We start from the raw sequence: 24,102 nt of genomic DNA on the forward strand, positions 1-24,102 counted from the left end.
TCAGCCCCTCTCCCCATCCGGGACGTATTTCACACCGGCTATACTATAGCGCTCAGAGATTATGTCTTGTTCCTCTATGCTCAGACCGCCTTCTTGGGTCACCTTAATTGTGGCAAAAGGCAGGCTCTCAGAAATCTTGGAATAGCTTACTGCATCATCACATAAAAGCGAGCATTCCCCTGCTTCCGCACCGTACAGAACAGGCTCTATATTAAAAACGGTGTCGTCCCGGACACATAGAACGGGCTCTGCCCAAGGAATTAGCGCGCCCTGTTTGATATACACAGACACTTCATCCTCTGGAACCTGACGCGTGATCCATTGTCCGCCATCCAACCACTCGCCTGTCAGCCATTCATACCAGCGGCCTCCGGGTAAGTAGATCTTACGCGTGTCACCATTGCCGTAGACAACGGGAGCAGCCATCAGATCGTCTCCCACCATAAACTGGTCGAAGCAATCCAGCACCTCGCGGTCCTCCGGATAATCCATCACCAAGGGACGGATGGGCGGTACCCCTTGTTGACGGTATTTGCCAAATGCAGCATACAGGTAGGGAATCAGGCTCATCCTGAATTGCATCAGCTTTCTGCATTGCTGCGCGAGCTGCGGCCAGTCCTCAAGCCACTCACCGGCATGGTTACGGTCATGATCGAATTGTTTCCAGGGCGGCGATGGGATCATATAACAGTTAAGTACAGCCATTGGTGAGAAAATCACAGCACCGATCCGGCGCAGCAGCTCCTCCCTCGTAGCGGTCTGACGAACCTCCGGCGACCAGAGGAGACCTGAGAAGGATGCGGTGGCCATTCCCCGTACAAAGTCTTCATGGTCGTACAGGTCGCTGTACAGTACATAGGGATAGGGCGCCGCAAGCGCGTGGGAAGCGCGCACCTGTCCATAGGTCCGGCGATCCGCTGCCTTGAACGGGGCGAGCATCGTTTGCTGATAGAGCTGGCCGAACAAGCTGTGCATCTGCTCCCCGTCCGCCCCTCCCGGAAAACGGGCGAAATCGGGAAAACCCCAGTTACCGATATAATCGCCGTTATCACATTCATCCAGCTTGAAGCCTGACAACCCCGCCTCAATGAAGGGCTGGTGGATGTCCGTGAAGGCTTCCCGGGCCTCAGCTTGCGTGAAATCCGGCACCAGGCCGTCCCACACATAGCTGTCTGCCGAATGGGGCTTCAGCTCCGGGAAGACAGGACTCTCCGGATGCACATAAGCATGTTCCCAGAGATTGAGCCGGTAGCCCATTTCATTCAGATCCCGGATAAGCCCTTTTTCATCCGGGAATCTGCTTTTGTCCCACACATAAGTGCAAGAGTAGGCGTTCGTCTGCCAGCCCGGCTCCAGACCGAACATGTCACAAGGCATTTCATCTGCCCTGATTTGCCGGGCGAGCTGCAGGACATCTTCCTGATCCGCATGCCAGTCGGCGCGGTACATGACACCCAACCCCCACATCGGAGGTAACGCCCCGCCGCCGCTGAACAGATTATAACGGCTGACCGCGTCCTTCATATCCCCGCCGCAAAACACATAAATATCTACTCCTTGCGCCGCAGGGATATCTACCAGCATATTGCCGCTTCCCTTTTTCACTTCCCAGTGCCCCTTCTCGGTGCCTGCCGATTCGAAGCCTTCCAGATCCTGCTTGCTGCCAACTCTCTTGCACCCTCCGCTGAAAAAAGTCGCGTACCGTGCCGTATCCACCAGAATGGCATAACCGGCGGTGCTCACATAAAAGGGAACCGGCGCATGAGAGTCGCCCAGATCCGCGGACGGGTCGGAATTCGTGCGCAGCTTCTTCTTACTGCCGCTCTGTCTGAACGATTTAAGCTGTAAGCCCAAACCGTATACTTCCTCTTCCGGCTCCAAGGGAATCTCCAGCAATACGGAGCCTTGGCGCGGTTGAAAATGAATGTCCTCCCTTAGAAAGGGAAGCGGATGATCTTCAAGCGCATTCAGCGCTTCGAGACATGTGACGGGCTTCAATACCGATACCGGTGTAAATTCTTCGGGTGTTCCGAAGGTCAGCTTAAAGATTCCACTGGCAATTTTCTGCATAATCCATTTCTCCTACTCTACTGTAAATAGTTTTTGGAACTATCCCTTCACGCTTCCCAGGACGAGACCAGACACGAAATAACGCTGTAAAAAAGGGTAGACGCACAAGATGGGCAACGTGGCCAGAATGATCTGCGCGCTCTTGGTCGTGCGCGGTGAGATGCTGGCCAGGAGTGCGGCATCCTCAGACCTCACATTGCTGAAATCGAAGCTGACAATAATGGAGCGTAAATAGGTGGCGAGCGGATAGTTCTCGGTCTGGTTCATGAAGATCATTCCGTCAAACCAGCTATTCCAATGCCCTACCATAGCCAGCAGCAGGATGGTTGCAAAGGCAGGCAACGACAGCGGGAAATATAACCGCCACAGGATGGTCCAGTGTCCGGCTCCATCTATGCGGAAGGACTCATCCAGTTCCCGGGGCAGTCCTCTGAAGAAATTGATCATCAGAACGATGTTGAAGACCGCCAGGGCTGTCGGCAGGACCAGTACCATCATGCTATCCAGCATGTGTAGGGATTTCACTTGCATGTACAGGGGAACAATGCCTCCGCTGAAGAGGATGGTGAACATGAAAAACCAAACATAAAACGTCCGCATGCTGAAATCCCTGTTCTCCCTGGAAAGGGGATAAGCCGAAATAAAGGTAACCAGCATTTGCAGGGCGCTGCCCACAAGCACCCGGATCACAGCCACGCCCAAGGATCTTAGGAATTCCGGACGGGTAGCGATAAATTTATAAGCGTCCAGTGAAAAGTCCGACGGAAAAAACCGCACCTTCCCCATCGCCACCGCCGAGGCGGAGCTGAAGGAAATGGCTAACGTATTGACAATCGGCGCAATGCAGAGGATTCCCAAGAGAATGAGAAACACTTTGTTGAATACTGCGAACACGGTGCTGCCGTTCAAACGGTATTTCACCCTTGCTCCCCCTTTCAAAAAATGCGGTAATCGGCAAACTTATAAGCCATATAATAGGAAACTGAAATAAGTACTCCGGATACCAGCGATTTAAACAGTCCTACGGCTGTCGCTACGCTGTACTGCGCCTGATTGAACGCCAGCCGGTAGACCAGCGTATCCAGGATATCGCCGGAATCGACCACCAGCGGATTGAGCAGCATGAATACCTGTTCGAACCCGGCGTTCAGCACATTGCCCAGACTGAGAGTAGCCAGAAGAATGATTGTGGGACGAATGCCGGGCAGCGTAACATGCCAGATCTGCCGCCAGCGGCTGGCTCCGTCAATCATGGCTGCTTCATACAAATCCGGATTGATGGAGGTTAGCGCAGCCATATAGATAATCGTATTGAAGCCAAAGTTCTTCCACACTTCAGTAGTGACCAGTACGCCGGGGAACAGCCGGTTGCTGGACAGGAAGCCCACCGGCTCTCCGCCAAAGGCCTGGATGAGGCTGTTAATCACCCCCTCCAGACTGAGGACATCCAGAATGATGCCGCCGAGCACCACCCAGGACAGGAAATAAGGCAGGTACATCGCAGTTTGCAGCACCCGCTTCAGCCTCTGGCCGCGCATTTCGTTCAGCAGCAGCGCAACAACGATAGGCACAATCAATGAAAATACAATTTTCAAAATCGAGATATAGATCGTGTTATACATGACCTGCCCGAAGCGGGGCATGGAAATAATATATTGGAAATTGTCCATCCCGACCCACGGACCGGCAAGCCAGCCCTTGAACACGCTAAAGTTCTGGAAGGCCATGACAATCCCCATCATCGGGATATAGCAGAATAGAACAGCCAGTATAATTCCCGGTATCAAAAACAAATGGTACGGTAATTCATGTCTGAAGCGGCTCTTCAGGTGCAAAGCTCTCACAATAGGCTACCCCTTTCATCACAAGCTGGCGTTGATCTCGTCCAGAATCTGCTGGCCGCCCAGCTTGTGCCACTCGGATACGAAGGTATCGAAGGCGTCAATAGGCTCCGCACCCATGATGATCTTCGTGAAAATTTCACGTTCATAATCGCCCAGAATGCCCATTTTGTTCAGCATCGTTTCCGTGGTGCCTCCATAAGCCTGGGGAATCAGATGATCCGTGCCATAGCCCTCCACAATCGTTTTGAAGGCTTTGACCTGGTGATATTCCATATAGCCGGTCCCCTTGCCGTCCAGATAAGCTACGCTCGGTTCGTATTTCCCCGTCTCGGTCAGAGCCTGATCCAGCTTGCTGGGATCGCGCTTCTCGATGGCTTCGATCAGGTATTCCAAAGATTTCACGGTGGCATCATCGGTCGTAAGGGTCCGGGCCAGGGACAAGTGCCCCTGTTCCACAATGGTCTGCCCTTTTTCGAAAGCAAAGAATTTCTTGACCTCGGGATCGTTCCGGTTCGGACCGTAAGCCATCTCGTTGTAATCATTCAATAATTGGACAAGAATTTCGGGATGCTTATAGTCTTTGTTCACCGCGTAGTAACTCACCACGGTTGTGCCTACATTGGCAAATACATCCTCGCCGTCGGCGCTTGGGGCCGCCAGTGGAGTCCAGACCATATCCGGCTGGCCCTCCAGGCCCGTACCGTACATGTATACGTTCCAGCAGCGTCCATAGCTGATGCCGTATTTGCCGCCGCTTACCTCCTCCGTTACCTTGGTCGTATCCTTCATGCCAAACTCAGGATCAATCAGGCCGGCCTGATACATTTCTCTGAGCTTAGCCAGGGCATTCTTCATTTCAGGCTGCACGCTACCGTAGGTGATTTTGCCGTCATCTCCTTTGAGCCAGCTCTGCGGATAGGCATGATATCCGTTGAAGAATCCGGTGGTGGAGGTAATCCCGTCGAATAGCCAGTTGCTGAACGCCAGCCCGCCGGTGTCGTCGATGCCGTTGCCGTCCGGGTCCTGTTCCTTGAAGGCCTTGGCCACCGCAATCACATCGTCAATGGTCTTCGGCACTGGTAAGTTCAGCTTATCCAGCCAGTCCTGCCTCACCCATAGCAGACTGGGTTCATAGATGACCGAGGTCGTGTAGGGCAAAGCCATGAGCTTGCCGTCAAAGGTTGCCGAATCCATCGCAAGGCCGCCGTCACCGGTGAGAATCTCCTTCGTCAAATCAGACGCATGCTCTTCGAAAACATCGGTCAGATCCGCTGTCATACCGGCCTTCACCATGGTCTCCAGCTGGTTGGTGGAGGCTTCGATGACGATATCCGGAATCGATCCCGAGGCAATGACGATGTTCAGCTTCTCATTGTATTCATTCTGCAGAGCTGTCCATTCGTGTATGACGTTCAGATTGAACTTGTCAGCATAATGCCGGTACCAGATGTTGTTCGCAAAATCATCCCCTGCGGGATACCCCCAGGTGGGCAGGGAATAACGGCCTACCCGCAGGTCAATGGGTTGCTTGGGATCGGCACTGGAGCTGGCAGTGTCTTTGGTATTGGTATTGGATGGTGAGCTGCAGGCTGTCAGGGCCAAAAGAACGGTACTAATAGATAAAGCGGCAATTTTTCTCATGATTTTGCTTCCCCCTCATATTCGGTTTCTGCATGATCTCTTTATTGCACAATCAGAGCCGGCTGGCCCCAGAAGGCCCTGTCATATCCGTAGTCGCCCAAAGAATCAGTGATCAGGGTGATGATGACCGAAGTTCCGGCATATTCGGCCAGCGGGATACTGAACGGCGTCCAGGCCCCGCCCGGCATGATATCCTGCGACCACTTTACCGTTCCGTTCACCGCTATGCGGAAGCCGGCGCCCTGGGAGTCATCCGATCCGTCCTTAATGCCGGCGAATCCCTGCAGTACAGCCTGCGTGTCTGCGGGCAAATTCAAGGCATATTCAATATGCGTCTGCCCGTGCTGCGGCGGGTGGGCATCCAGCCCCTGCTTCTCAACGCCGAGTACAGAGCCGCTTCCCGGGAATCCGCCGAACGGAGACTGGGCTTGCCCTTCGCTTCCGTCCTCGAACACCAGGCTCGAATGATATGGAGCTCCGGGTAACGATAACGGCAGCTGCACAGGAGCAGACACGTTGTGAATCAGATACACCGTACCCGAGGCAGGTGCTGTAATTTCGTAGTGATTGTTACCTAGACTTACAGACGAGGCTGCTCCATAGCTGGATTGCACCACAGTTAAGGGCAGCGGGCTGTTCACCTTGAAGTTTACGCTGCGATTGCCGCCGTAAGTTGCGACGGCTACCGTAGGTGCCACCCATACGGCAGAATCATTGTCCACCGTCACACCGGGATGCGTCTCCAGCCGGAGGGTCACTTCTTTGCCTGCTAATTCCGACAAATCCAGCTCCATGGCTGTGGGTGAGGCACTTCTGCTGAACTGCTCTTCACTCAGCACCGTACGGTCTTCAGGCGCTTCTGCCTTATCCCAAGCGGATACCTTGAAGGTGACACCGTCACTGCTCGCAACGTTCTGCTCGGAGCCCAGCTGTACACCCGTTTGAAAGCTCGCTGCCGCTGCTGCGGGCAGACTGATATCAAATTCCAGCCAGGTATGCCCGCCCTGCCACTGTCCTGCGTAAGGCGGATGGGCCAGGATCCGGTCGCCCCAGTGCTGCACAGTTCCTCCTCCGGGGAAGGAGTAGGAGAATCCGCCCGTGGTAGGGAACGGGGCTGCGGTTGTATGGACGGTGCCGTCTCCCAGGACCTCTCCTGCTCTGACCGATCCTTCGTAATTCAGCAGATCTATATCCCCGGACTGAAGCTTGTCGTCCATAACGATGGTGGTGTGGGTGGACCGGCTGGACAGCCGTTTTAACGCCACATCCTCCGGCCACTCATAGACATGGAATCCCTCGGGGTCGCGGACCTGGTTCAAATACAGATACGTTTTGTCCGGGTCCAGCCCGAACAGCTTCTGTTCGTCATAGAGCAGCCACCCCGGAATGCTTCCCGGCAACGGATAGGTCTCTGCCCCGTACAAATAACGCATGATGTCGGTGCCCCCGCCGGAAGGGTTCCCGTCGTAGGCGGTCAGCTTCTCACCATAGGAATCGCGCACATATTTGGCACTGCCGCCGTTTGCTGTCCTGAAAGCAAACAGAGTGGGATCTGACATATTGCTGAAATCAGCTGTAGGCTGTGCGCTCTGGTACCAGCCCGCTTCATCCAGCAATTGTTCCATCAGCGGGGTAGGATTGGCGATCTGGCCCAGATTAGGTCTTGTCAGCATCGGAATGGCCCCGAGCCGGTTCTGAACGACCTTATGCCAGGCCATGAAATAATCCTCCGTGATCGGGTTCGCATGATCTGGATGACCGTAAATAGTCGTATACGGGGCAAAAATCGCTGAGCTGGCCGGAACCACCTGATTGATTTTGCTGTCATCCCACGTTCCGCTCGCGGAGAAGATGCCATAGGCATGGCGCTGCGCAAAGGACTCATACCGTGTCGTGATTTCGTTCAGGCTCTCCCCGCCCAAGGCGATATCCGGCAGCGCTTCTCTAAGCTCGCGGTGCAGGGCGATATTGCCTTGCATCATGTTGTTGCCGTCAATCAGGCCGTTGGCATCGTTATACATGAGCAGCGACTGGTCCAGATGCAGCGCGTCCGGTCCGACCTCATTCACCAGGGCAGTCATCTTGTTAACGAAGAGTTCCCGCCATGCCTCCGCCGCCGGATTAATAACGGCAAATGAAATCTGTTCCGATCCTGCTGTATACTCCCAGCGCTTCCGCTCCAGCGTGAACGGATCTTTCACCTGATAGGGCTGCATCTGTGTGTAATTCTCGTTGTTAAATGATGTTCCAAATATATTGACATACAGCATCACTCGGAATCCCAGCGCCTGAGCAGCGTCGATCCTGGCTGCGATATCCGGCTTAGGCTCATAATTTGGAAAATTCACATCATAGGGGTCCGCTCTCCAGCCGGGAACAACCAGCAGCGTCCGCTCCGCATCTACCCGCTGTGCAAGCTCCTCAAGCATCGGCTGGTCTTCCAGATCCGTCAGTACCGTGAATCCGATATCCTTGGCCCAATCCGGTGCCTTCGCGGAAGATTCAGCTAACCCGAAGGCGCCATCTGCCCACTCCCGGTACATTGCCGATCCTTTTGCCCAGTCACCGGCGTAGGCTTTGAGCCGCCAATCGGTGGATACCGCCTTGGTCGTCTGCTGGAATGGCGCCGGCGCTTGCGTCTCTATTCCTACATAGAAGCTGCCATTCTCATGCTTCACATGCAAGGTTTTGAAGAACCCGGCGTTGTCATCCGCATGAACCAGCAGTCCGCCATTCGCCCCTTGCACAAGCAGCATCTGCGCCTCCCACACATCGGGATAGGAGAACTGGGAGAAGCCATAGGCGGCGTCCGGTGATTCGGCAGTGAGCCGGATGCCGCCCAGTGCGGGAATAATCAGATCATACGTATCCGGGACAATGAATCCCCACTGCACACCGGATATGCCGGGCTGCGCTGTCTCTGCATACTGGCTGACGGTCAATGTACCATCATATTTACGGGCAACCGTCGTCTCCAGTTCAGCCAGTGAAGAGCCTGAACCCCATTTGTGTTCGAAGGTGACATGCCCCCGCTTCGCTGAAACCGTAGAGGATGCCGCATCATTCCACAGATTGTTCTGCGCCAGATGGCGGATGCCGGTCAGCTTACCGTCGTTGCCGCCGCGGGCCAGCTGTACCGTGCCGTAAGTGAAGTTGATGGCGGCTGTGCCGGAATCAATCGTTACCTTCCCATTGACTGGATCTGCAGCACTGAAGCCCGGCAGAAGGCTATACAACAGCATACACGCCACACACACCATCACTGTTCTTCTGACAATATTGATCATTACCTATCCCCTCTCTTGATCCGGATTGGAATGAATCTGCATTTCAAACTGGCTGAACCTGAATTCCGCACTCCCCTCACTAACGAACAATCCCTTCCCTCCCTGCTTAAAATCATACAGCCGCGTGCTTAACGCAATCTCCCCATTCACATAGACTACGCAAACCTGATCTTCCAGATAGACGCTTAACGAGCACGGGGTTCCAGGCAGCAATGGCAGCGGGCGCTCCATGCCGATAGCGTAAGGGACATCTCCCTTTCTCGGCCACTGGTCTACGACAATTCGGTTACGCCCGGGCTCCAGCCGGATCATATACCCCTGCCCGAACTCCTGATCGGTCCGCAGAATAATGCCGCAGCCCCGGGTGCCGGCAGCGAACGTTATCGTCGCCTCCAGCTTGCAGGCGCCGTCCGGTAATAACCCCGCATAGGCACCGGCGAAGGAATCGGTTGCCGTAACCGCAGCCGTGCTGCCGCTGAACTTCCAGCGTCCGAGCACTTCGGTGAAGGATAAAGCGCTTTCTTTATTGAACGCAGCATTCAGGGTATCCGGCACTTTTACAAGCAGCGCACCATCCGTGCCCTGTACGACTTCATGCACAACCAGATGTCCGCCCCATTGCCAGGTGCCCCCGTCATGCTCGCCTTCCCGCGTCGGATTCCATCCGAATGCATAACGCCGCTCACCGTCAGTCCAGGTCTTGGCGGCATAGAATGCCCGGGTATCAAGTGCATCGTTCTCGGGCGCCAGCCAAGGCCCCTGCAGCGAGCGGCTCATCCGGTAATGCGTGACCGTACGGTCCGAGAATGTCGAGTACAGAAGGTACCACCAGTCCCCCATCCGGAACAGGTCCGGGCATTCATGAGTCGTATACAAGTAGGGAGCCCAGAACGGATCGCGTACCTCCCAGCTGGTCAAGTCCTTGGAGGCGCATAGGGCAACGCAGCCGCGGCGACCCGCGGGGCCTTCCTTCAAACGGGCGGCAAGGAGCATCCAATATTCCCCCGCCTCCTCGTTCCAGAACACAAACGGATCACGCCAGTCATGCTCCTCATAGCCCTCCGTTGGTGCGTAGAAGGCATCCTCCGGCCGTTTTTCCCAATGTACAAAATCGCTGCTGACCGCATGCATCACTGCCTGCTGCGCCTTACCCTGCGCCGGATAATGAAAATTGTTGCCGGTATAGAAAATATGATACAGTCCGTCTTTTTTCAGCACGCATCCCGTATAGATATACAAGTCCTGCTCGGATACCCCGCCCCTCGGCAAAACCTCTCCGTATTCCTTGTAATGAATGAAATCCCGGGTCCCCAGCAGAAACCAGGGTGTGCCTTCACCGTGTCCTTCCCTGTCACGCCAATCTTTCAGATACAGCAGCTTGAACTCGCCGTCTTCATAGAACGGGATAACGTCGGCCAGCCAGCCGTCTTCAGGCTTGTAGAATAATTTGCTCATGCTGCACGTTCACTCTCCTCCATACGGTTCATTAATTTCTTCCAGGATCGCCTTACCGCCAAGCCGGTTCCATTCCTTTACGAATCTATCGAATTCATCAATGGAAACCGCACCCATAATAATTTTGGTGAAGGTTTCTTTCTCGAGCCTATCCAGCATGGCCCACTTCTCGGTCATCGTAGGGGTCTGTCCGCCGAAGGCAGTCATCAGCAGCCGGTCGCCGCTATAATGATCCATGGTTGTCTCGAACCCGAAATATTGATGGGCAACGGCCCAATTGTCCATATTCCCGGTTGTCAGGTAATCAAGGGTAGGCCCGTATTTGTCGGTTTCGGTGAGCGCATCCTTCAGCAGGCTTCCATCCTCGTTCCTGATGGCCTCGCGCAGTAACGACAACGACTCTGCCACATCCTCGTTGGATACGCCGGATTGGACAAAGGACAGCCTGGAGGTGTTGATCCGTCCGCCGGCTTCTTCCACGGTAATGAATTCGCCTTCGCCGCGTCTGGAGCCGTGAACCACCTCTTCATGCAGGTTCAGCATTTTCACCACAGCCTCCGGGTGCTGATAGCCTTTGCGCACTACGACATATCCGCTGGCCGAGAAGCCTACGCTGGCCTTGGCCGGCACGCCATCCACCGAAGGCACCGCATACGGCTTCCACTCCATTCCGGGGTTTTGCCGTACGGCATCCAGAAATACATAGGGATTCCAGTTGGCGCCGAACGTCATGCCGAGCTTGTTCGCGGAGATATCCTCCACCACCTGGTCGCTGTCCTTGACACCGAATTCCCGGTCCAGCTGCCCGTTCCTGTACATCTCCTGAAGCTTGCCCAGCGCACGCTTCATCTCCGGCTGAATGGAACCGTACATCACTTGACCGTTCCCGCCCATGATCCAGGTCTGCGGATAAGCGTGGTATGCATTGAAGAATCCGGTAACCGAGGCAATGCCGCCATACAGGTAATTATTGATGGCCAGGCCAAAGGTATCCTGCCGGTTGTTGCCGTCGGGATCTTGCCCCGTAAATGCATCGGCAATCGCAAACACCTCCTCCAGCGTTTTGGGCTCAGGCAGACCCAATTTGTCCAGCCAGTCCGTTCGCACCCACAGCAGATTGGCTTCGTAGATCGGAGCATTGACGATGGGAATCGCCAGCAGTTTGCCGTTGAACGTAGCGGAAGCCAAGGCCGCACCGCCGTCTCCCAGCTGCAGTTTTTTGGTGCGGCCGGAAGCGAAGCGCTCGTATACCGCCGTCAGATCTTCCAGTTGATCCGCATCCGCCAGCTGTTTGAGCTGGCCTGCGGAGACGGAGAACATCTCCGGCAGACTGCCCAATGCAATCAGGACATTCAGCTTGCGGCTGTACTCCCCCGGCAGGGCGGTCCAATCGTGTTCAATTTCGATGCCCAGCAGGCTGCGGTACTCCCGGTACCAGATATTATCTTCAATGCTGTCACCGCCGGGATACGTCCAGGTCTGATCGACCGGACGCGCGATATGAAGCTGAATCGGCGGATCGTATTTTCCAAACGGGTAGACTTCATGTTCCGCAGAGTTCAAAATTCTGCCTGTTCCGGGACTGCTCGCGCTCAGCAGCAGCGACAGAACGATTCCGTAAGACGTCAAGACTGCCAATCTCTTTCCCTTCACTTCTTATCCCCCTTCAATCTTGGAGGAGCTTCGTGAAAGTTCGCCTTATTTAGCATTATTATAGGCTCGCTTCCCCTGACCCCTCTACTCGCCGATTTTCACTTTTGATTATCCGATTTGGATAAGGTATGCCGCTCTCTGTATTCCTGGGGAGTAATGCCGGTCTCCTTCTTGAAAAAGCGGTAGAAGGATTGCTCCGTCATAAAGCCGACCGCTTTCGAAATGTCCTGCACAATCAGACTGCCGCCCTCCAGCAGCTTCTGGGCTTCAGCTAACCGGGAGGAAGCCACGTAATCCGGCAACGACTGGCCCGTTAAACGCTTATACAACCGGGTCAAGTAATACGGATTGTAGCCGACGACATCACCGATCCGGGTCAGTGAGAGATCGCCGGCCAAATGGTGCTCCACGTACAACCGGACGCGGGTAATCAAATCATGCTCGCGGTAGACCTGGTCATCTTGCTTTTGTTCAAACAACTGCATGGCCAGCGCCGACAAATAATCTTCCGCGCTCTCCCAAGAAGGGTGGGCCTCATAGCTTGTAAGCTTGTCCAAATCAATGGACTCTCCGATGACCTCATGCAGTTCCCAGCGGTTCATATAAGACAGCAACAAACACATGAGCGAATAGTAGATCTCCAGCTTCAGCCGGTTGTCAGTGCCACGCGCAGGGGAGGCCAACGCTGCCAGCTTGCCGAATTCGAGAAAAAAATGCTCCTGCTGTCCGTTGTCCAAATAAGCCGCCATGGCTCCCAGCTTCCCCAATTGGCTGCTAATTTCATGATTGTGCAGCTCTGCCTGCTGCGCCTCCTCTCCGGCCTCCTTGCCCCGTTCGATCAGGACAAGCTCCTTGCCCATGCCAAGTCCCCGTCCCAGCAGCGCCTTCAGGGTGCTGAACTGCCGGGGCGCCTCCTCCCAGGGGCGAAATGCTGCACCGGCCGAGAACGACAGCCGCAGCTTCAGCAGCCGCTTGCAGCTCATGGCGATCGTCTCAAGCGTCCCATGGATGAACCGGAGCGCCCGCTCCCTGTCCTCCGGAGCGTCTGCCATAGGCTGCAGCAGCCATAGCAGCTTGCTCTTCTCATAACGCAGACTGAGGCAGCGCACGGAGGGGAGCCAATATTCTTCGGCAATATTCCGGATAGCGTACAGCATCAGCTCCCTGTCTGCTACACTAAGCTCGTCCCGCCAATCGTCCACACGCCCGATGGTGAGCAGTACGCCCCGGGCAGCATTCAGCGGGCATTCCAGCTCCTGGAATTTATGTGCAAGCTGGCTTACGCCCGGGCTATCCCCCTGCATCAGCTCCAACAAATAATCGCCCAGCAGCATCGGGCGGACAAGCTGTAGCTGCCGGTGTGCGCGCTCGATCAGCTCTTCTGCTTCCACCGCCGCATCCAACTGTGCAGCAGCCTGCTCCACAGCGCGAAGAATCGCGTCCTCGCCTTCTGTCTTTAACAGATAGTCCACCCCGCCGCCACGCATGACTTGCTGTATATAATCAAATTCGTTATATCCGCTCAAAAAAATAATTTTGCACCACGGCCAGTGACGTCTGATTTCCTGCTGCAGCTCAAGCCCGTCCATTCCCGGCATACGGATATCGGACAATACAATATCGAACTTCATCTTCCCCAGCTGCTCCAGTGCCTCCGTAGCGGAATACGCACCGTATACCTCCAGCTCGAGCTTGTCCCAATGCCCGAACAGATCAAGCAGGTTCCGTACAATCCACCGTTCATTATCGACAATCAGCAGTCTGATCATGGCTGTCTCCCTTCTTCCGTCTTATCATCAGCAGCACCTTCAATCCGCCCAGCCCGCTGCGTGACACCTCAATTCCGAACGCCGGACCATAGTTCAACTGAAGCCGGCGGTGCACATTGAGGATTCCTGTCGTCTCCATAGCTTCTTCAGCAAGAGCCAGCGTTCTGCGCAGCGCATGCAGCTGTTCATCATCCAGCGATTCGCCGTTGTCTTCTACCCCGATGACCAGCCGGTCCGCCCCTTCCTCCCGGAAGGTTACCCGCAGCATCCCTTCTGCCAGCTTGTTCTCCAGCCCGTGGGCATAAGCATTCTCAATTAATGGCTGGACAATGAGCCGAGGCACCATGGAAGCCTCCCACCCCTGCGGTATGGACTCCAGTTCGGCTGTGACCGTACCGGCGAAACGTATATTCTGAATCTCGACATAAGACCATGCGTGCTTCATCTCTGCAAGCAGACTGACCTGCTCTGCTCCACTACGTGTAATAAACTGAAAATAGCCGCTGAGATGGTGAAGCATCCGCTCGGCTACTTCATGTTCCCTCATTCGGACAAGACCCTGCAGAATGAAGAAGGTGTTGTAGAAAAAATGGGGGTTAATCTGCGATTGCAATTGCTTAAGCTCGGATTGCTGGGATCTGATTCTCTGCTCATACACCTCATGAATCAACTCCTGAATCCGCTCCAGCATATGGTTGAAGTGGTTATATACATAATTGAATTCATCCTGATTGCCGTGATAGAGCCTGACACTCAGATCACCCATCTCCACTCTCCGGAAGGAAGTAATCAGCCGCCTCATCGGCTTATGAATAAACCTGTATATCCAGTAAGAGAAAACTACGGCGAGCAGCAAAGCGACCAGCGACTCTCCCCAAATCCAGTTGCGATGCTTGTTCAGCGGCTCGAGCACCGTCTCCGCAGGAACAAACACGGCCAAAGTCGTCCCCAGCAGTGATGAATATTCACTGGCTCCAAAATAGTCAATGCCTGCTGACTCCAGCCGGTATTGGCCGGACTCGCCGCTGTCGTCGAGCAGTTCTCCCCGCAGTGTTTCCCCGAACGCAGCCAGCAGCGAGTCCTCCACGCCGGAGGCAATCTGCCACTGGCCGCCGGTGTCCATCCATACAGCTCCGCCGCCCTCGCCCTCCGCCATGCTGGAGAGCGAGCGGAGAATCTCCGGGCGTGACAGCATAATTTCGATGGCCAGCACAGGCGGCCGGCCGGCGTACACCGCATCGGGGTACACGCCGCTCATCAGCAGCTTCTCGCCCATGCCGAAGATCGGCGATTTCATGTGAGCCGGGTTCAGAATGCCCTCCAGTTCTTCAAGCGGCATCTCACTGTCGAAATTGTTGGCATTGATGCTTCGGTCCAGGGAAGGAATATACAGCTTAACGTTCTCCACGAACGGGCTGGAGCTTTTGAGCAAATACAATTTACTCTTGGCGGATAACAAGGCGCGGGTCCGTTCATAATCGTTCAACTGGTTCGGAACCGTCGCCAGCAAGAGCAAATCGTCATCATTGACATACTCCAGCTTCAGCCGCGTAAGCCGGGTCAGCTCTGTCTCCAGCGAAGTCAGATAGAAGTGGACACGGCTGGCCATGGATTCCGAGATTTGCTTCTGGACAACCTCCTGTCCGGATTGATTCATGACCAGACCCCACAGGTAGAGCGGAATAATGACAAGCAAGAAAGCCATAACAAGTTTGGGATAAATTGAAAGCGTTCTCATAAACCTGATCAACAGCATCTCTCTCCTTCCACAAGCCTCCCCTGTAGTCCCATCATACCTCTGCAGCAGGCCCTTAAACAATAATAAAGAGAGGCGGTTAGCCTCTCACATTTCAAGCAGAAATTGTATGGTTTTGTCCTCGAAGCCCGGCAGCCGTTCATGGATGAAATCGGGATAGATCTCCAGTTTCTTCTCGCAGCGGATTCGGTTGTAGGCGGCGAATTGTGTCGAAGGCGGACACACCGTATCCAGCAATCCCACACCCATCATCACCTTGCCGCTGATCCGGTCCGCCAGATGTTGAACATCAATATAGCCGAGCCGTTCAAAAATCTCATCCTCCCGCAGGTGCTGGGGATCGCGGTGACGGAAAAACGTCCGCAGTTCCTCGTAAGCATCTCGGGCCAGGTCCATTTCCCATACCCGTTTATAATCACACAGGAACGGAACACTGAGTGCAGCCCGGTTGATCCGCGGCTCAAGCGCCGCACAGGCCAGCGCCAGCCCTCCTCCTTGCGATCCGCCGATTGCCGCGACACGGGCAGCATCCACTTCCGGCATGTCCATTACAATTCCAGCGAGCTGTGCCGTATCAAGATAGATCTGCCGGAACAGCAGCCGTTCGGGCGCATCATCCAGTCCGCGAATTAAGTGCCCTTTATGTGTGGTTCCTTTGACCCCGCCAACATCTTCGGACAGTCCTCCCTGGCCTCTGCAATCCAATGTGGCTATAGTAAAGCCCAAGGATGCATAGATTAGCTTGTCGGCCCAGTCATCCGAATGGTGGGCGTACCCATGGAACTGCACTACCGCCGGGTGCGGACCTGCAGCATGCTTCGGCTTGATCAGCTTCGCGTGGATACGCGCTCCGCCTGTCCCTGTAAAATACAAATGGAAGCATTCGGCGAATGGAACCTGAAATTCGCTCCTCACCAGTTCAACGCAGGCATCCGTATTTCTCATCTCTTGCAGTGCCTGCTCCCAATAAGCCTCGAAGTTGGCCGGACGGGGATTCCGTCCCTCATAAGTTAATAATTGCTCTAGCGGCATATCAATTAGCGGCATTAAAAAGCACCTCCGTCACTCTTTGTTTGTGTGTCCTATATCAAATACAGTACAATGTTGCCAGCAACGCAGATCCACCGGAAGAAGAGGAGGCCGCACCATGAGCTTGTTGTTCAACCTGCCCGAAGTCAAGGAATTACTGCGCAATTTCTATACATTGACCGGTATTCGCACCGTGATTTTCGACAATTCCTTCACTGAGCTAGCTGCCTATCCCACCCGCCATTCGACATATTGCCATATCATCCGCAGTGATCCGCGCGCGGAGGCCCAGTGCATCCTCTGTGACCAGGCAGCCTGCACCCAAGTGAAAAAGGAGAAAACCCTCTACACCTATCAATGTCATGCCGGACTTACCGAAACGGTGGTTCCTATTCAAACGGACAATCAGGTCATCGGATATATTATGTTCGGCCAATTGCTGCAGACCGGGTCCCGTGATGAGTTATGGGAAAAGGTCTGTGAGAATATGAGTCCCTATAATGTGGATATGAATAAACTGTACAGCGCCTTCCAGCGCAAAAAACACATCTCCAAGGAAGTCATTGATGCTTACGCCAAAACCATGGAGATGAGCGCCAGCTACCTGTATCTATCCCGAATGCTGGTTCTGAAGGAGGATACGCTGGCACAAAAGATCGACGGTTATATTACAGAGCATATCCAGGAACCGCTCTCCGTTCCCGTTCTGTGCAAAGCATTCAGCATCAGCAAATCCCATCTCTATAAGCTCTCGGAGCAGAACTTTGGCATGGGCATTGCAGAATATATCCGTAGCCTCCGTATCCAAATGGCCAAAAGGCTGCTGGGTGACACCGACAGTCCGATTTACGAAATTGCGGAGCAAGTCGGCATTCCCGATTATAATTACTTTACCAAAGCCTTCAAAAGGGTCACCGGCACATTGCCCAGAGTCTACCGCAAAGAAAACACTTTACAAGGACGCACTCTGGACCGGTTCTAATTATAAGTGGAAGCGTATACAGCATGGGAGGCGCCATGGCTGTCTCCCGTAAGCAGCTGATTTTTATCCCCCCCGGTTTATAGCTATATTGCCCTGCTCTTTGCTGATCTTATCATCCATTCCTGGACCAAAATAGTAATATTCGTTTGAATTAATAGTCATTTTGTTTCAAGGGTGTGGATTATAGGCGGCGTGCCTATCTCATCACAAGACAAAAAAAAGCCGGCATTCGCCGGCCCTTACTTAAATCCAAGCGCGAAGATTCACCTGCTTGATGAAATCCGCCTGGGACAAACCTTCTTGGGATGTTGTCTCTATCTCTTCCACTTCAACTTCTTCGCCGTTCATCAGGTGATGGAACAGCTTCTCGTTGTACGTTGACAATGCATAATCTATCAGCGCTTCGTGCGTGGCTCTCTCGGCTTCTGCTACCAGCAATTGCTCCTCGGCCTCAATATCCTCTGCCGTAACATAGAAATTCCGGTTAGCTTCGGGAACACGAATGACATAATCAAACGCATTATCAGGATTGCGGTCGTAAGCAATCAGGTAGCCATAGTCTCCGATAGGAAGACTCTGCTCAAAAGCGTCCGCGACAATGACAATCTTCTCTCCTAAACGCAGCATCATCCTACCTCCTGACCAAATCTATCATGGATCTGCTTGTTTCAACAGTCTACTAAAAAAAGATAGAGCTGTCCAGCAGCAGGATGATGGTACGATGAATTTCCGCAGAAAACAGTCTGAAAATTCATGAAAGATCGCTTACTTATTGCAAAGCTTGCTATACTGGCAATTTATTCCTCCCAGCCAGCAGTGAGGCACCGGCAATACAAATAATAATCAGGAGCACGGCGGAGACAATGGGCGCCAAGCTTACTCCGGTGCCTCCATCTGCAAGCACACCGGCAGACATTCCCGGCAGAGAAGCAGGCATCCAGTTCAGCTTAACCGGCAACAGGCCATGGACGAGGCTCATGACCGCTGCCAGCAGGAGAGATAGACCGGCAGCAGCAGGCCCGCGCAGCCAGGCACTGAAGAGCAGCGTAAGCGACACCGCACAGAGCAGCCACAGCGCATACAGTCCGGACGCTGCAATCACATCCCGCCAGGATAAAGCCCCCATAAGCTGTACTGTATAATAAGCCGCTCCCGCTGCCCCCAGCCCAATGGCAATAACCAGCACTGTGAAGTTCGCGGTCCATTTGGCTGCAACAACGGATATAGAGGAGACCGGCTTCGCCATTAACAGTTCAGAGGTACCGCTGCTGCGCTCACCTGCCAGGCTGTTCATCGTTCCCAGCACCAGAATCAGCATCCCAATTGTTCCATACTGGCCCAGGGCCTGAGCCATTACAGAGGACGCGGCCGGTCTCTCCATATTCTCCATCAATCCAGCCGGGACATTGGAAGAGAACGCCAGGATATCCGCCATATAAAAGCTGACCAGCGGCTGCATAATTCCCAGAACAATAAACACCACCGGAATCCAAATCAGCTTATAGCTGCGCACGCTCTCCAGCATCTCCTTCAAATATAGAGCCCAAAGCTTCTTCATGTTCCCACCACCTTCATGAACAGGTCCTCCAGTGTCGATGAGCCTGCTTCAAATTGCAGCAGCGGAATATCCAGCTCCACAGCTTCCTGCAAGAGCGTCCGGCGGGCGAGTTCTACATCTGTGACGTTGAACACGGCCTTGCCCTCCGAAATTAGCGCTTCTTCAATAAAATCCTTGTGTCTAAGCGCTTCAAGCCAGCGGATAGCCGAATCTTCTTTCCCTGTAGTGAGCCGGATTACCGGCAGACTGTACTCTGCGCGGAGACTGGACAAGGTTCCTTGAACGGCTATAGTCCCCTTGTTCATCAATACGACATCATCGCATATCTCTTCCGCATCATGCAGCACATGCGTGGAGAAAATAACAGTTGTCTCCTCCCGGATGTCCCTGAGCAGCTCCATGACTTCCCGGCGTCCGATAGGATCAAGCGCGGAAACAGGCTCATCCAGCAAAAGCAGGCGCGGTCGGTGTACCAGGGCCTGGCCCAGCCCGAGGCGCTGCTTCATCCCCCCGGAATAACCGCCAATCCGTCGCCGTGCCGCAGAGCTTAGCCCCACACGCTCCAGCACAGCGCCCGATGCCGCCGCAGCCTCCCGTGCATTCATGCCGCTCATCCTGGCGGCAAATAAGATGTATTCGTGACCGCTCATCCAGTTGTAAAAAGCCGGGGCTTGGGGGAGATAACCCAAATACTGACGGTAATCCGTCCCCGGAGAGCTCCCGCCAAAAGTGATCGATCCGGCAGACTGCGTCAGAAGACCGGCAAGCATACGCAGCGTTGTAGTCTTCCCGGCTCCATTGGGTCCGAGCAGCGCGACACAGCGTCCTGCTTCAATTCCAAAGCTGATGCCGTTCACCGAGGGATGCCCCTTAAAGCTCTTGTGAAGATCCTTGACCTCAAGCAGCGGCATCAGAATTCTTTCCTTCCAAGAGTGAAGTAAGCCACGCTGCCCAGCAGGTTGCCAAAAATCAAGAACAGAACCCACATCCATTTCGGTCCGCGTACTTGCTCTGTCTTGCTCAATGAAATCAGACCGATTATTGCCAGCACTACCTGCAGTGCAAGCAGCGGCCCAATCAATCCCCAATTCAAATCCTTCATAAAGGTATCCTCCTTGTCTCCCTGGCAAGGGACGATTGTCTCAGCGGCTCCTTCCAGCCTTCCGTTTGCGCTTATCTGGAAGAACTACAAACAGCAGGTAACATACTGCCGGTGACGGTGCACCGGTAAGTCCCCAGATTCCCCAGAACCAGGCCTTCATCCCCTGACCTCTGTCCCTGGCATCACGGAACAGCCAGGTTCCCTGCAGCAGCAGCACAACTGCAAGAATTATCCAAATCCAAACAGGTATCTCCTGCAGCTCCTTCACGATTATGATTCCTCCCGCCCGTGTCTGATCCGCGCTGCTCCCAGGCTGCCAAGTGCGCTCAGAATGAACACTGCCTGCAGACTCCAATACAGCACCGGCGCCGTACTTAGAATAGAAATCACTATGGTAACCAGCACAAGAGCCACTAGAATGAATAGCAGCAGTTCCTTACGGCGCCGCTTCCTCCGGCGGACAGCTTCCCCGGCAATTAGCTGCTCCAGCTCCGGCAAGGAGGGCGGAGTAACATCGGCGTACAGCATATCCAGATGATCCAGTTCTTCGGACAGCTTACCCAGCAGCTCCTCGTCACTCTTAAACCTCATCCTCATTCAGCTCCTTTCGCAGTTGACCCAGTCCGGCAGCTACCCGTGATTTGACCGTTCCGGAAGGGATCTCCAGCATCTCCCCGATCTCATCGTAGCTGTATCCGTAATAATGCTTCAGCAGCACAGCCATTCTGTGCGCAGAGGATAGACGCGACAAGGCATCGAGCACTTCACTCCACTCCATATTCCGGCTCTCAAAGCTCCAGCGCAGACTGCGGTTCCCCTGCTCCTGCATCTGCCCTTCCCGCCACTGTGCCTCCCGGCTCCAGCGCCGCTTACGGTCAATATACAACCGGCTGCCAATGGTAATTAGCCATGAAGAGAATGCCGAGGTCCCATTATAAGTCCCGATCTTCTCCATGCATCTGACCATCGTGTCCTGAGCAATCTCTTCCGCAAGCAAAGGGTCAAGTGTCGCTTTGATCAGATACTTGTACAGGAAGGGATAATGCTCCCGCAGCAACACCGCCAGTGCGGCAGCGTCACCCTGCTGTGCCTGACTGATCATCTCCAGCGTCGTGTCGCCCATAGCCCCTCCCCTTATCTCTTCTGTCACACCTGTAATACGTCTATGTAATAGTTATCGTTCATTCCGAGTCAGAATTATTCTGCAGCTCCCACAGTCTGCGTCTCCATGGCTGAATAGCCCCCTTGCCTCCGGGAAAGCTCCAGAACAGCGTATACTTAGTATCACTCTTCCCGGCCAGATCATTCACTTCATTCCGCTCCGCTATCAATGAATCTTTCGCTTCTAATTCCCCGTAATCCAACTGGCAATGCATATTATCCTTCATTCTGCTTCCCCCAATAAAATTCATCTCTATAGGCAAAAAAAAGAACGCAAACCGGGATTATTCCACAGTCTGCGTGCTTCGCGAGGTAAATGTTACATTTAATTAACCATATTGTAACAATCTGGCCCCGGCTTGTCTACCTCTAATTTCCCGGTTTGTGTCAAATCCGGCCAAAAGATGTCGTTACACGGCAAACGGAAACGGCTTTGGCGTCCTCTTACATCGGGACATAAGGGTTGTGAAGCTTCTCATAGCCGATTGAGGTTCGCGGACCATGTCCGGGAAACACTCTCACTTCCTCATCCAGCCGGTAGAGCTTGCCGCGGATCGAGTCAATCAGATCCCGTTCTCTGCCGCCCGGAAGATCGGTACGTCCCACTCCCATTTTGAACAAGACATCACCGGCGAACAAATCATTCCCGCACAGGAAGCTGACGCTTCCCGGTGAATGTCCCGGCGTATGCAACACCCGGAAAGAAAGGCCTAGCAGCTTCAGAATCTGGCCTTCCGCCAGATCGTATTCTGCCGGATCTGTGCTGACGGGAGGCGTGGTATCAGGCCACATCAAGGAGCCGTTCAGCTTCGGGCTGCCCAGCCACTCGCTCTCCAGCGGATGGATATAGACCGGGCACTTCTTCGCTTTGCGGACCTCGTCCAGCCCGGCAATATGGTCAAAATGGGCATGCGTCAGCAGAATCGCTTCAATCTCCATTCCCTCAGCGCCGCGGAGCAGACCCGCAGGATTAGCACCCGGATCAATGATGACACCGCGCTTAGGGTCTGCCCCCGTCAGAAGGTAGGCATTGGTCTGGAGTGCCCCCAGATTATAAGAACGAATATTAAGCATCGGCATTAGAATCCGGAGATCAGACTGCGCAGCTCTTTGGCGATAACTGCGTGTGATTCCGTTCCTTCTCCGTAGGCTTGCCCCATTGCTTTGCGCACTTCGGTAATTTTGCTGTCATAGTCCGCTGCTTCGCGGTCCGGGTTCTCCCGTTTGAATTCTCTCATCAGGGTCTGGACATGCTCCGGACGCGGTCCCCACTGCCCCAGTACATAACCTCCGGTGTCTGCAAAAATCACGATGGGAACGGAACGACCGCCCATGGTCAGGAAGTTATCCATCAGGTCCTGGTTCTCTTCGAGAATCAGCACTTCCGTCTTGATACCCGCAGTCTCCAGAATCCGGAAGACCACCGGGACATTGCGGACCACATCTCCGCACCAGTCCGCAGCCAGAATCAGCACACGCAGATCATCACGGTGATTCAGGCTCTCGAAATATTCTCGGTCACTCTCGTCTTCCCAGGTGAACTTCTCGTACCAGGATTCAAAAGCCTGCTGGTTCTTCGTCATGGCTTCCACGAACTGGCGCGGAGTCAAGCCTTGGCCAAATTTGGATGCTACATTCTGCTTCATACTGCACTACCCTTCTTTTTGGATTTGTACCACTTGAACAGGAAATACAGAATAATTACCGCAATAGCGCCAAGAAGAATCTCATGAGTGTACTTGGCTGCGACCTCATCAATGGTCTCCCACTTGTCTCCAAGCGTATAACCCAGATAGACAAACAACGCGCTCCATGGAATGACTGCAAGGGTTGTCAGCAAAGTGAATTTGCCCAGCGGCATGCGGGAAATACCGGCCGGGACCGATATGGCATGGCGGACAACCGGGATAAAGCGGGCGGTGAAAATCACACCGGTTCCATACTTTTGAAACCATTCTTCAGAGTGGTCAATATGCTTTTTGGAGATGAAAATGTACTTGCCGTACTTCTCCAGCACAGGCCTGCCGCCATAACGGCCAATCCAATAAACAAAGATCTGGGCGATCACTCCCCCGACGGTACCGAACAACACGGCGCCAAAAAAGTTAATATCGCCTTGTGAGACCAAATAGCCGCCAAAAGCCAGGACAATCTCACTTGGAATGACTTCAATCATGAGCCCGATCATAATTCCAAAGTAGCCCAGAGACTGAATCCATTCAAACAAATGTGAAATGACATCAGATATAAAGTGCACTGCAGGTCTCCTCCCGTATGGCGTAATAGCCTGGTATTCTGCTGGCAGAACCCATCTGCTTAACCGCTCTATGTATCCAGCTTCTCCTAGCCTATTCTAGCATATGCAGGCTTACGACTTCTAGTTGAGGGAAATGAAGCAGAAGGATTCCTTTGATTCAAGAGTGAAATCTGCAATTGACAAAGGCTGGAAACGGAACGAATCGTTCAAAGCGCTCGCAGACCCGACCCGAAGGCAAATTCTCCGGCTGCTGCGTGAAAAGGACCGGACGGCCGGGGAAATCGCCGATTTTTTCAATATGACGAAGCCCAGCATCTCTCACCACCTCAATGCGCTGAAGCACGCGGGGCTGGTGCAGGACGAACGTAACGGGCAATTTATCGTCTATTCGCTGGACTCCACGGTACTTGAAGAGGTGCTTGGCTGGTTTCTCGAATTGACGGGTACAGGCAAGGGCAGTACGGACAGCCAACCCGAAGAACATGCGGATGTTGGCTCAAAGGGTTCAGGACCCAAAAGGAAAAAGTAACCCGCACGC

The 24,102-nt window shown here is 53.9% G+C and carries 23 protein-coding genes; 2 read left to right on the plus strand and 21 right to left on the minus strand.

What is annotated here, in order from left to right:
• The 10 genes from NST69_RS26250 to NST69_RS26295 all read right to left on the minus strand — a co-directional run bounded on the left by NST69_RS26250 (position 1) and on the right by NST69_RS26295 (position 16,522).
• Positions 1–2,070 (minus strand): TIM-barrel domain-containing protein, encoded by a 2,070-nt coding sequence (locus tag NST69_RS26250; protein WP_340957977.1) that lies wholly within the window; start codon positions 2,068–2,070, stop codon positions 1–3.
• 39 nt (positions 2,071–2,109) lie between these two features.
• A complete protein-coding gene (locus NST69_RS26255) occupies positions 2,110–2,991 on the minus strand; it encodes a carbohydrate ABC transporter permease (protein ID WP_340957976.1) in 882 nt (293 codons plus the stop codon).
• A gap of 14 nt (positions 2,992–3,005) precedes the next feature.
• Complete coding sequence (locus tag NST69_RS26260) at positions 3,006–3,917, minus strand: ABC transporter permease subunit (RefSeq protein WP_340958230.1); 912 nt, start codon at positions 3,915–3,917, stop codon at positions 3,006–3,008.
• A 15-nt stretch (positions 3,918–3,932) separates the two neighbouring features.
• Positions 3,933–5,555 (minus strand): extracellular solute-binding protein, encoded by a 1,623-nt coding sequence (locus tag NST69_RS26265; RefSeq protein ID WP_340957975.1) that lies wholly within the window; start codon positions 5,553–5,555, stop codon positions 3,933–3,935.
• Between the two features lie 41 nt (positions 5,556–5,596).
• Positions 5,597–8,842, minus strand: coding sequence for a DUF6259 domain-containing protein (locus tag NST69_RS26270; protein WP_340957974.1), 3,246 nt, complete (start codon positions 8,840–8,842; stop codon positions 5,597–5,599).
• Between the two features lie 3 nt (positions 8,843–8,845).
• Entirely contained in the window at positions 8,846–10,297 is a 1,452-nt protein-coding gene (locus NST69_RS26275; RefSeq protein WP_342547519.1) for a family 43 glycosylhydrolase, read from the minus strand.
• Between the two features lie 9 nt (positions 10,298–10,306).
• Positions 10,307–11,950 carry an extracellular solute-binding protein gene (locus tag NST69_RS26280; RefSeq protein ID WP_342547520.1) on the minus strand — a complete coding sequence of 548 codons (1,644 nt, stop codon included), beginning with the start codon at positions 11,948–11,950 and terminating at the stop codon, positions 10,307–10,309.
• Between the two features lie 98 nt (positions 11,951–12,048).
• Positions 12,049–13,719 carry a response regulator gene (locus tag NST69_RS26285; protein ID WP_342547521.1) on the minus strand — a complete coding sequence of 557 codons (1,671 nt, stop codon included), beginning with the start codon at positions 13,717–13,719 and terminating at the stop codon, positions 12,049–12,051.
• Positions 13,694–15,376 carry a histidine kinase gene (locus NST69_RS26290; RefSeq protein ID WP_342547522.1) on the minus strand — a complete coding sequence of 561 codons (1,683 nt, stop codon included), beginning with the start codon at positions 15,374–15,376 and terminating at the stop codon, positions 13,694–13,696. The genes NST69_RS26285 and NST69_RS26290 overlap by 26 nt, the downstream gene beginning before the upstream one ends.
• 186 nt (positions 15,377–15,562) lie before the next feature.
• Positions 15,563–16,522, minus strand: coding sequence for an alpha/beta fold hydrolase (locus NST69_RS26295; RefSeq protein ID WP_342547523.1), 960 nt, complete (start codon positions 16,520–16,522; stop codon positions 15,563–15,565).
• A 100-nt stretch (positions 16,523–16,622) separates the two neighbouring features.
• On the opposite strand from NST69_RS26295, the gene NST69_RS26300 reads away from it, so the two are divergent.
• A complete protein-coding gene (locus NST69_RS26300; protein ID WP_342547524.1) occupies positions 16,623–17,486 on the plus strand; it encodes a PocR ligand-binding domain-containing protein in 864 nt (287 codons plus the stop codon).
• 243 nt (positions 17,487–17,729) lie between these two features.
• On the opposite strand, the gene NST69_RS26305 is transcribed toward NST69_RS26300, so the two are convergent.
• The 11 genes from NST69_RS26305 to NST69_RS26355 form a co-directional block, all read right to left on the minus strand.
• Positions 17,730–18,113 carry an ATPase gene (locus tag NST69_RS26305; protein ID WP_339314978.1) on the minus strand — a complete coding sequence of 128 codons (384 nt, stop codon included), beginning with the start codon at positions 18,111–18,113 and terminating at the stop codon, positions 17,730–17,732.
• Between the two features lie 157 nt (positions 18,114–18,270).
• The gene (locus tag NST69_RS26310; protein ID WP_342547525.1) at positions 18,271–19,044 is read right to left on the minus strand and encodes an ABC transporter permease subunit; all 774 of its coding nucleotides are present in this window, start codon (positions 19,042–19,044) and stop codon (positions 18,271–18,273) included.
• Positions 19,041–19,955 carry an ABC transporter ATP-binding protein gene (locus NST69_RS26315; RefSeq protein WP_036726213.1) on the minus strand — a complete coding sequence of 305 codons (915 nt, stop codon included), beginning with the start codon at positions 19,953–19,955 and terminating at the stop codon, positions 19,041–19,043. The genes NST69_RS26310 and NST69_RS26315 overlap by 4 nt, the downstream gene beginning before the upstream one ends.
• Positions 19,955–20,146: a PLD nuclease N-terminal domain-containing protein gene (locus NST69_RS26320; protein WP_036726214.1), complete on the minus strand. Its 192-nt coding sequence runs from the start codon at positions 20,144–20,146 to the stop codon at positions 19,955–19,957. The genes NST69_RS26315 and NST69_RS26320 overlap by 1 nt, the downstream gene beginning before the upstream one ends.
• A gap of 40 nt (positions 20,147–20,186) precedes the next feature.
• A complete protein-coding gene (locus NST69_RS26325) occupies positions 20,187–20,414 on the minus strand; it encodes a hypothetical protein (RefSeq protein WP_339311596.1) in 228 nt (75 codons plus the stop codon).
• A gap of 2 nt (positions 20,415–20,416) precedes the next feature.
• Positions 20,417–20,737: a YxlC family protein gene (locus tag NST69_RS26330; protein ID WP_342547526.1), complete on the minus strand. Its 321-nt coding sequence runs from the start codon at positions 20,735–20,737 to the stop codon at positions 20,417–20,419.
• The gene (gene sigY, locus NST69_RS26335; RefSeq protein ID WP_209880030.1) at positions 20,727–21,269 is read right to left on the minus strand and encodes an RNA polymerase sigma factor SigY; all 543 of its coding nucleotides are present in this window, start codon (positions 21,267–21,269) and stop codon (positions 20,727–20,729) included. The genes NST69_RS26330 and sigY overlap by 11 nt, the downstream gene beginning before the upstream one ends.
• Before the next feature lie 58 nt (positions 21,270–21,327).
• Positions 21,328–21,534, minus strand: a complete 207-nt coding sequence (locus NST69_RS26340) for a hypothetical protein (protein WP_036726218.1) — start codon at positions 21,532–21,534, stop codon at positions 21,328–21,330.
• A 217-nt stretch (positions 21,535–21,751) separates the two neighbouring features.
• A complete protein-coding gene (locus NST69_RS26345) occupies positions 21,752–22,381 on the minus strand; it encodes an MBL fold metallo-hydrolase (protein ID WP_036726226.1) in 630 nt (209 codons plus the stop codon).
• A gap of 5 nt (positions 22,382–22,386) precedes the next feature.
• Positions 22,387–22,953 carry a thioredoxin family protein gene (locus tag NST69_RS26350; protein WP_036726219.1) on the minus strand — a complete coding sequence of 189 codons (567 nt, stop codon included), beginning with the start codon at positions 22,951–22,953 and terminating at the stop codon, positions 22,387–22,389.
• Positions 22,950–23,564 carry a DedA family protein gene (locus NST69_RS26355; RefSeq protein ID WP_036726220.1) on the minus strand — a complete coding sequence of 205 codons (615 nt, stop codon included), beginning with the start codon at positions 23,562–23,564 and terminating at the stop codon, positions 22,950–22,952. The genes NST69_RS26350 and NST69_RS26355 overlap by 4 nt, the downstream gene beginning before the upstream one ends.
• Positions 23,565–23,739: 175 nt before the next feature.
• Between NST69_RS26355 and NST69_RS26360 the strand changes: the two genes are divergently transcribed.
• Entirely contained in the window at positions 23,740–24,093 is a 354-nt protein-coding gene (locus NST69_RS26360) for an autorepressor SdpR family transcription factor (RefSeq protein WP_340958229.1), read from the plus strand.
• Positions 24,094–24,102 lie beyond the last annotated feature (9 nt).

The sequence above is a fragment of the Paenibacillus sp. FSL P2-0089 genome, from assembly GCF_038595095.1.
GTDB classification, from domain to species: domain Bacteria; phylum Bacillota; class Bacilli; order Paenibacillales; family Paenibacillaceae; genus Paenibacillus_AQ; species Paenibacillus_AQ silagei.

Coding starts and splice junctions, on each gene's coding strand:
- NST69_RS26250 (WP_340957977.1), bottom strand. CDS start 2,070: ATGCAGAAAATTGCCAGTGGAATCTTTAAGCTGACCTTCGGAACACCC.
- NST69_RS26265 (WP_340957975.1), bottom strand. CDS start 5,555: ATGAGAAAAATTGCCGCTTTATCTATTAGTACCGTTCTTTTGGCCCTG.
- NST69_RS26270 (WP_340957974.1), bottom strand. CDS start 8,842: ATGATCAATATTGTCAGAAGAACAGTGATGGTGTGTGTGGCGTGTATG.
- NST69_RS26275 (WP_342547519.1), bottom strand. CDS start 10,297: ATGAGCAAATTATTCTACAAGCCTGAAGACGGCTGGCTGGCCGACGTT.
- NST69_RS26285 (WP_342547521.1), bottom strand. CDS start 13,719: ATGATCAGACTGCTGATTGTCGATAATGAACGGTGGATTGTACGGAAC.
- NST69_RS26290 (WP_342547522.1), bottom strand. CDS start 15,376: ATGAATCAATCCGGACAGGAGGTTGTCCAGAAGCAAATCTCGGAATCC.
- NST69_RS26295 (WP_342547523.1), bottom strand. CDS start 16,522: ATGCCGCTAATTGATATGCCGCTAGAGCAATTATTAACTTATGAGGGA.
- NST69_RS26300 (WP_342547524.1), top strand. CDS start 16,623: ATGAGCTTGTTGTTCAACCTGCCCGAAGTCAAGGAATTACTGCGCAAT.
- NST69_RS26305 (WP_339314978.1), bottom strand. CDS start 18,113: ATGCTGCGTTTAGGAGAGAAGATTGTCATTGTCGCGGACGCTTTTGAG.
- NST69_RS26310 (WP_342547525.1), bottom strand. CDS start 19,044: ATGAAGAAGCTTTGGGCTCTATATTTGAAGGAGATGCTGGAGAGCGTG.
- NST69_RS26315 (WP_036726213.1), bottom strand. CDS start 19,955: ATGCCGCTGCTTGAGGTCAAGGATCTTCACAAGAGCTTTAAGGGGCAT.
- NST69_RS26320 (WP_036726214.1), bottom strand. CDS start 20,146: ATGAAGGATTTGAATTGGGGATTGATTGGGCCGCTGCTTGCACTGCAG.
- NST69_RS26330 (WP_342547526.1), bottom strand. CDS start 20,737: ATGAGGTTTAAGAGTGACGAGGAGCTGCTGGGTAAGCTGTCCGAAGAA.
- sigY (WP_209880030.1), bottom strand. CDS start 21,269: ATGGGCGACACGACGCTGGAGATGATCAGTCAGGCACAGCAGGGTGAC.
- NST69_RS26340 (WP_036726218.1), bottom strand. CDS start 21,534: ATGAAGGATAATATGCATTGCCAGTTGGATTACGGGGAATTAGAAGCG.
- NST69_RS26345 (WP_036726226.1), bottom strand. CDS start 22,381: ATGCTTAATATTCGTTCTTATAATCTGGGGGCACTCCAGACCAATGCC.
- NST69_RS26350 (WP_036726219.1), bottom strand. CDS start 22,953: ATGAAGCAGAATGTAGCATCCAAATTTGGCCAAGGCTTGACTCCGCGC.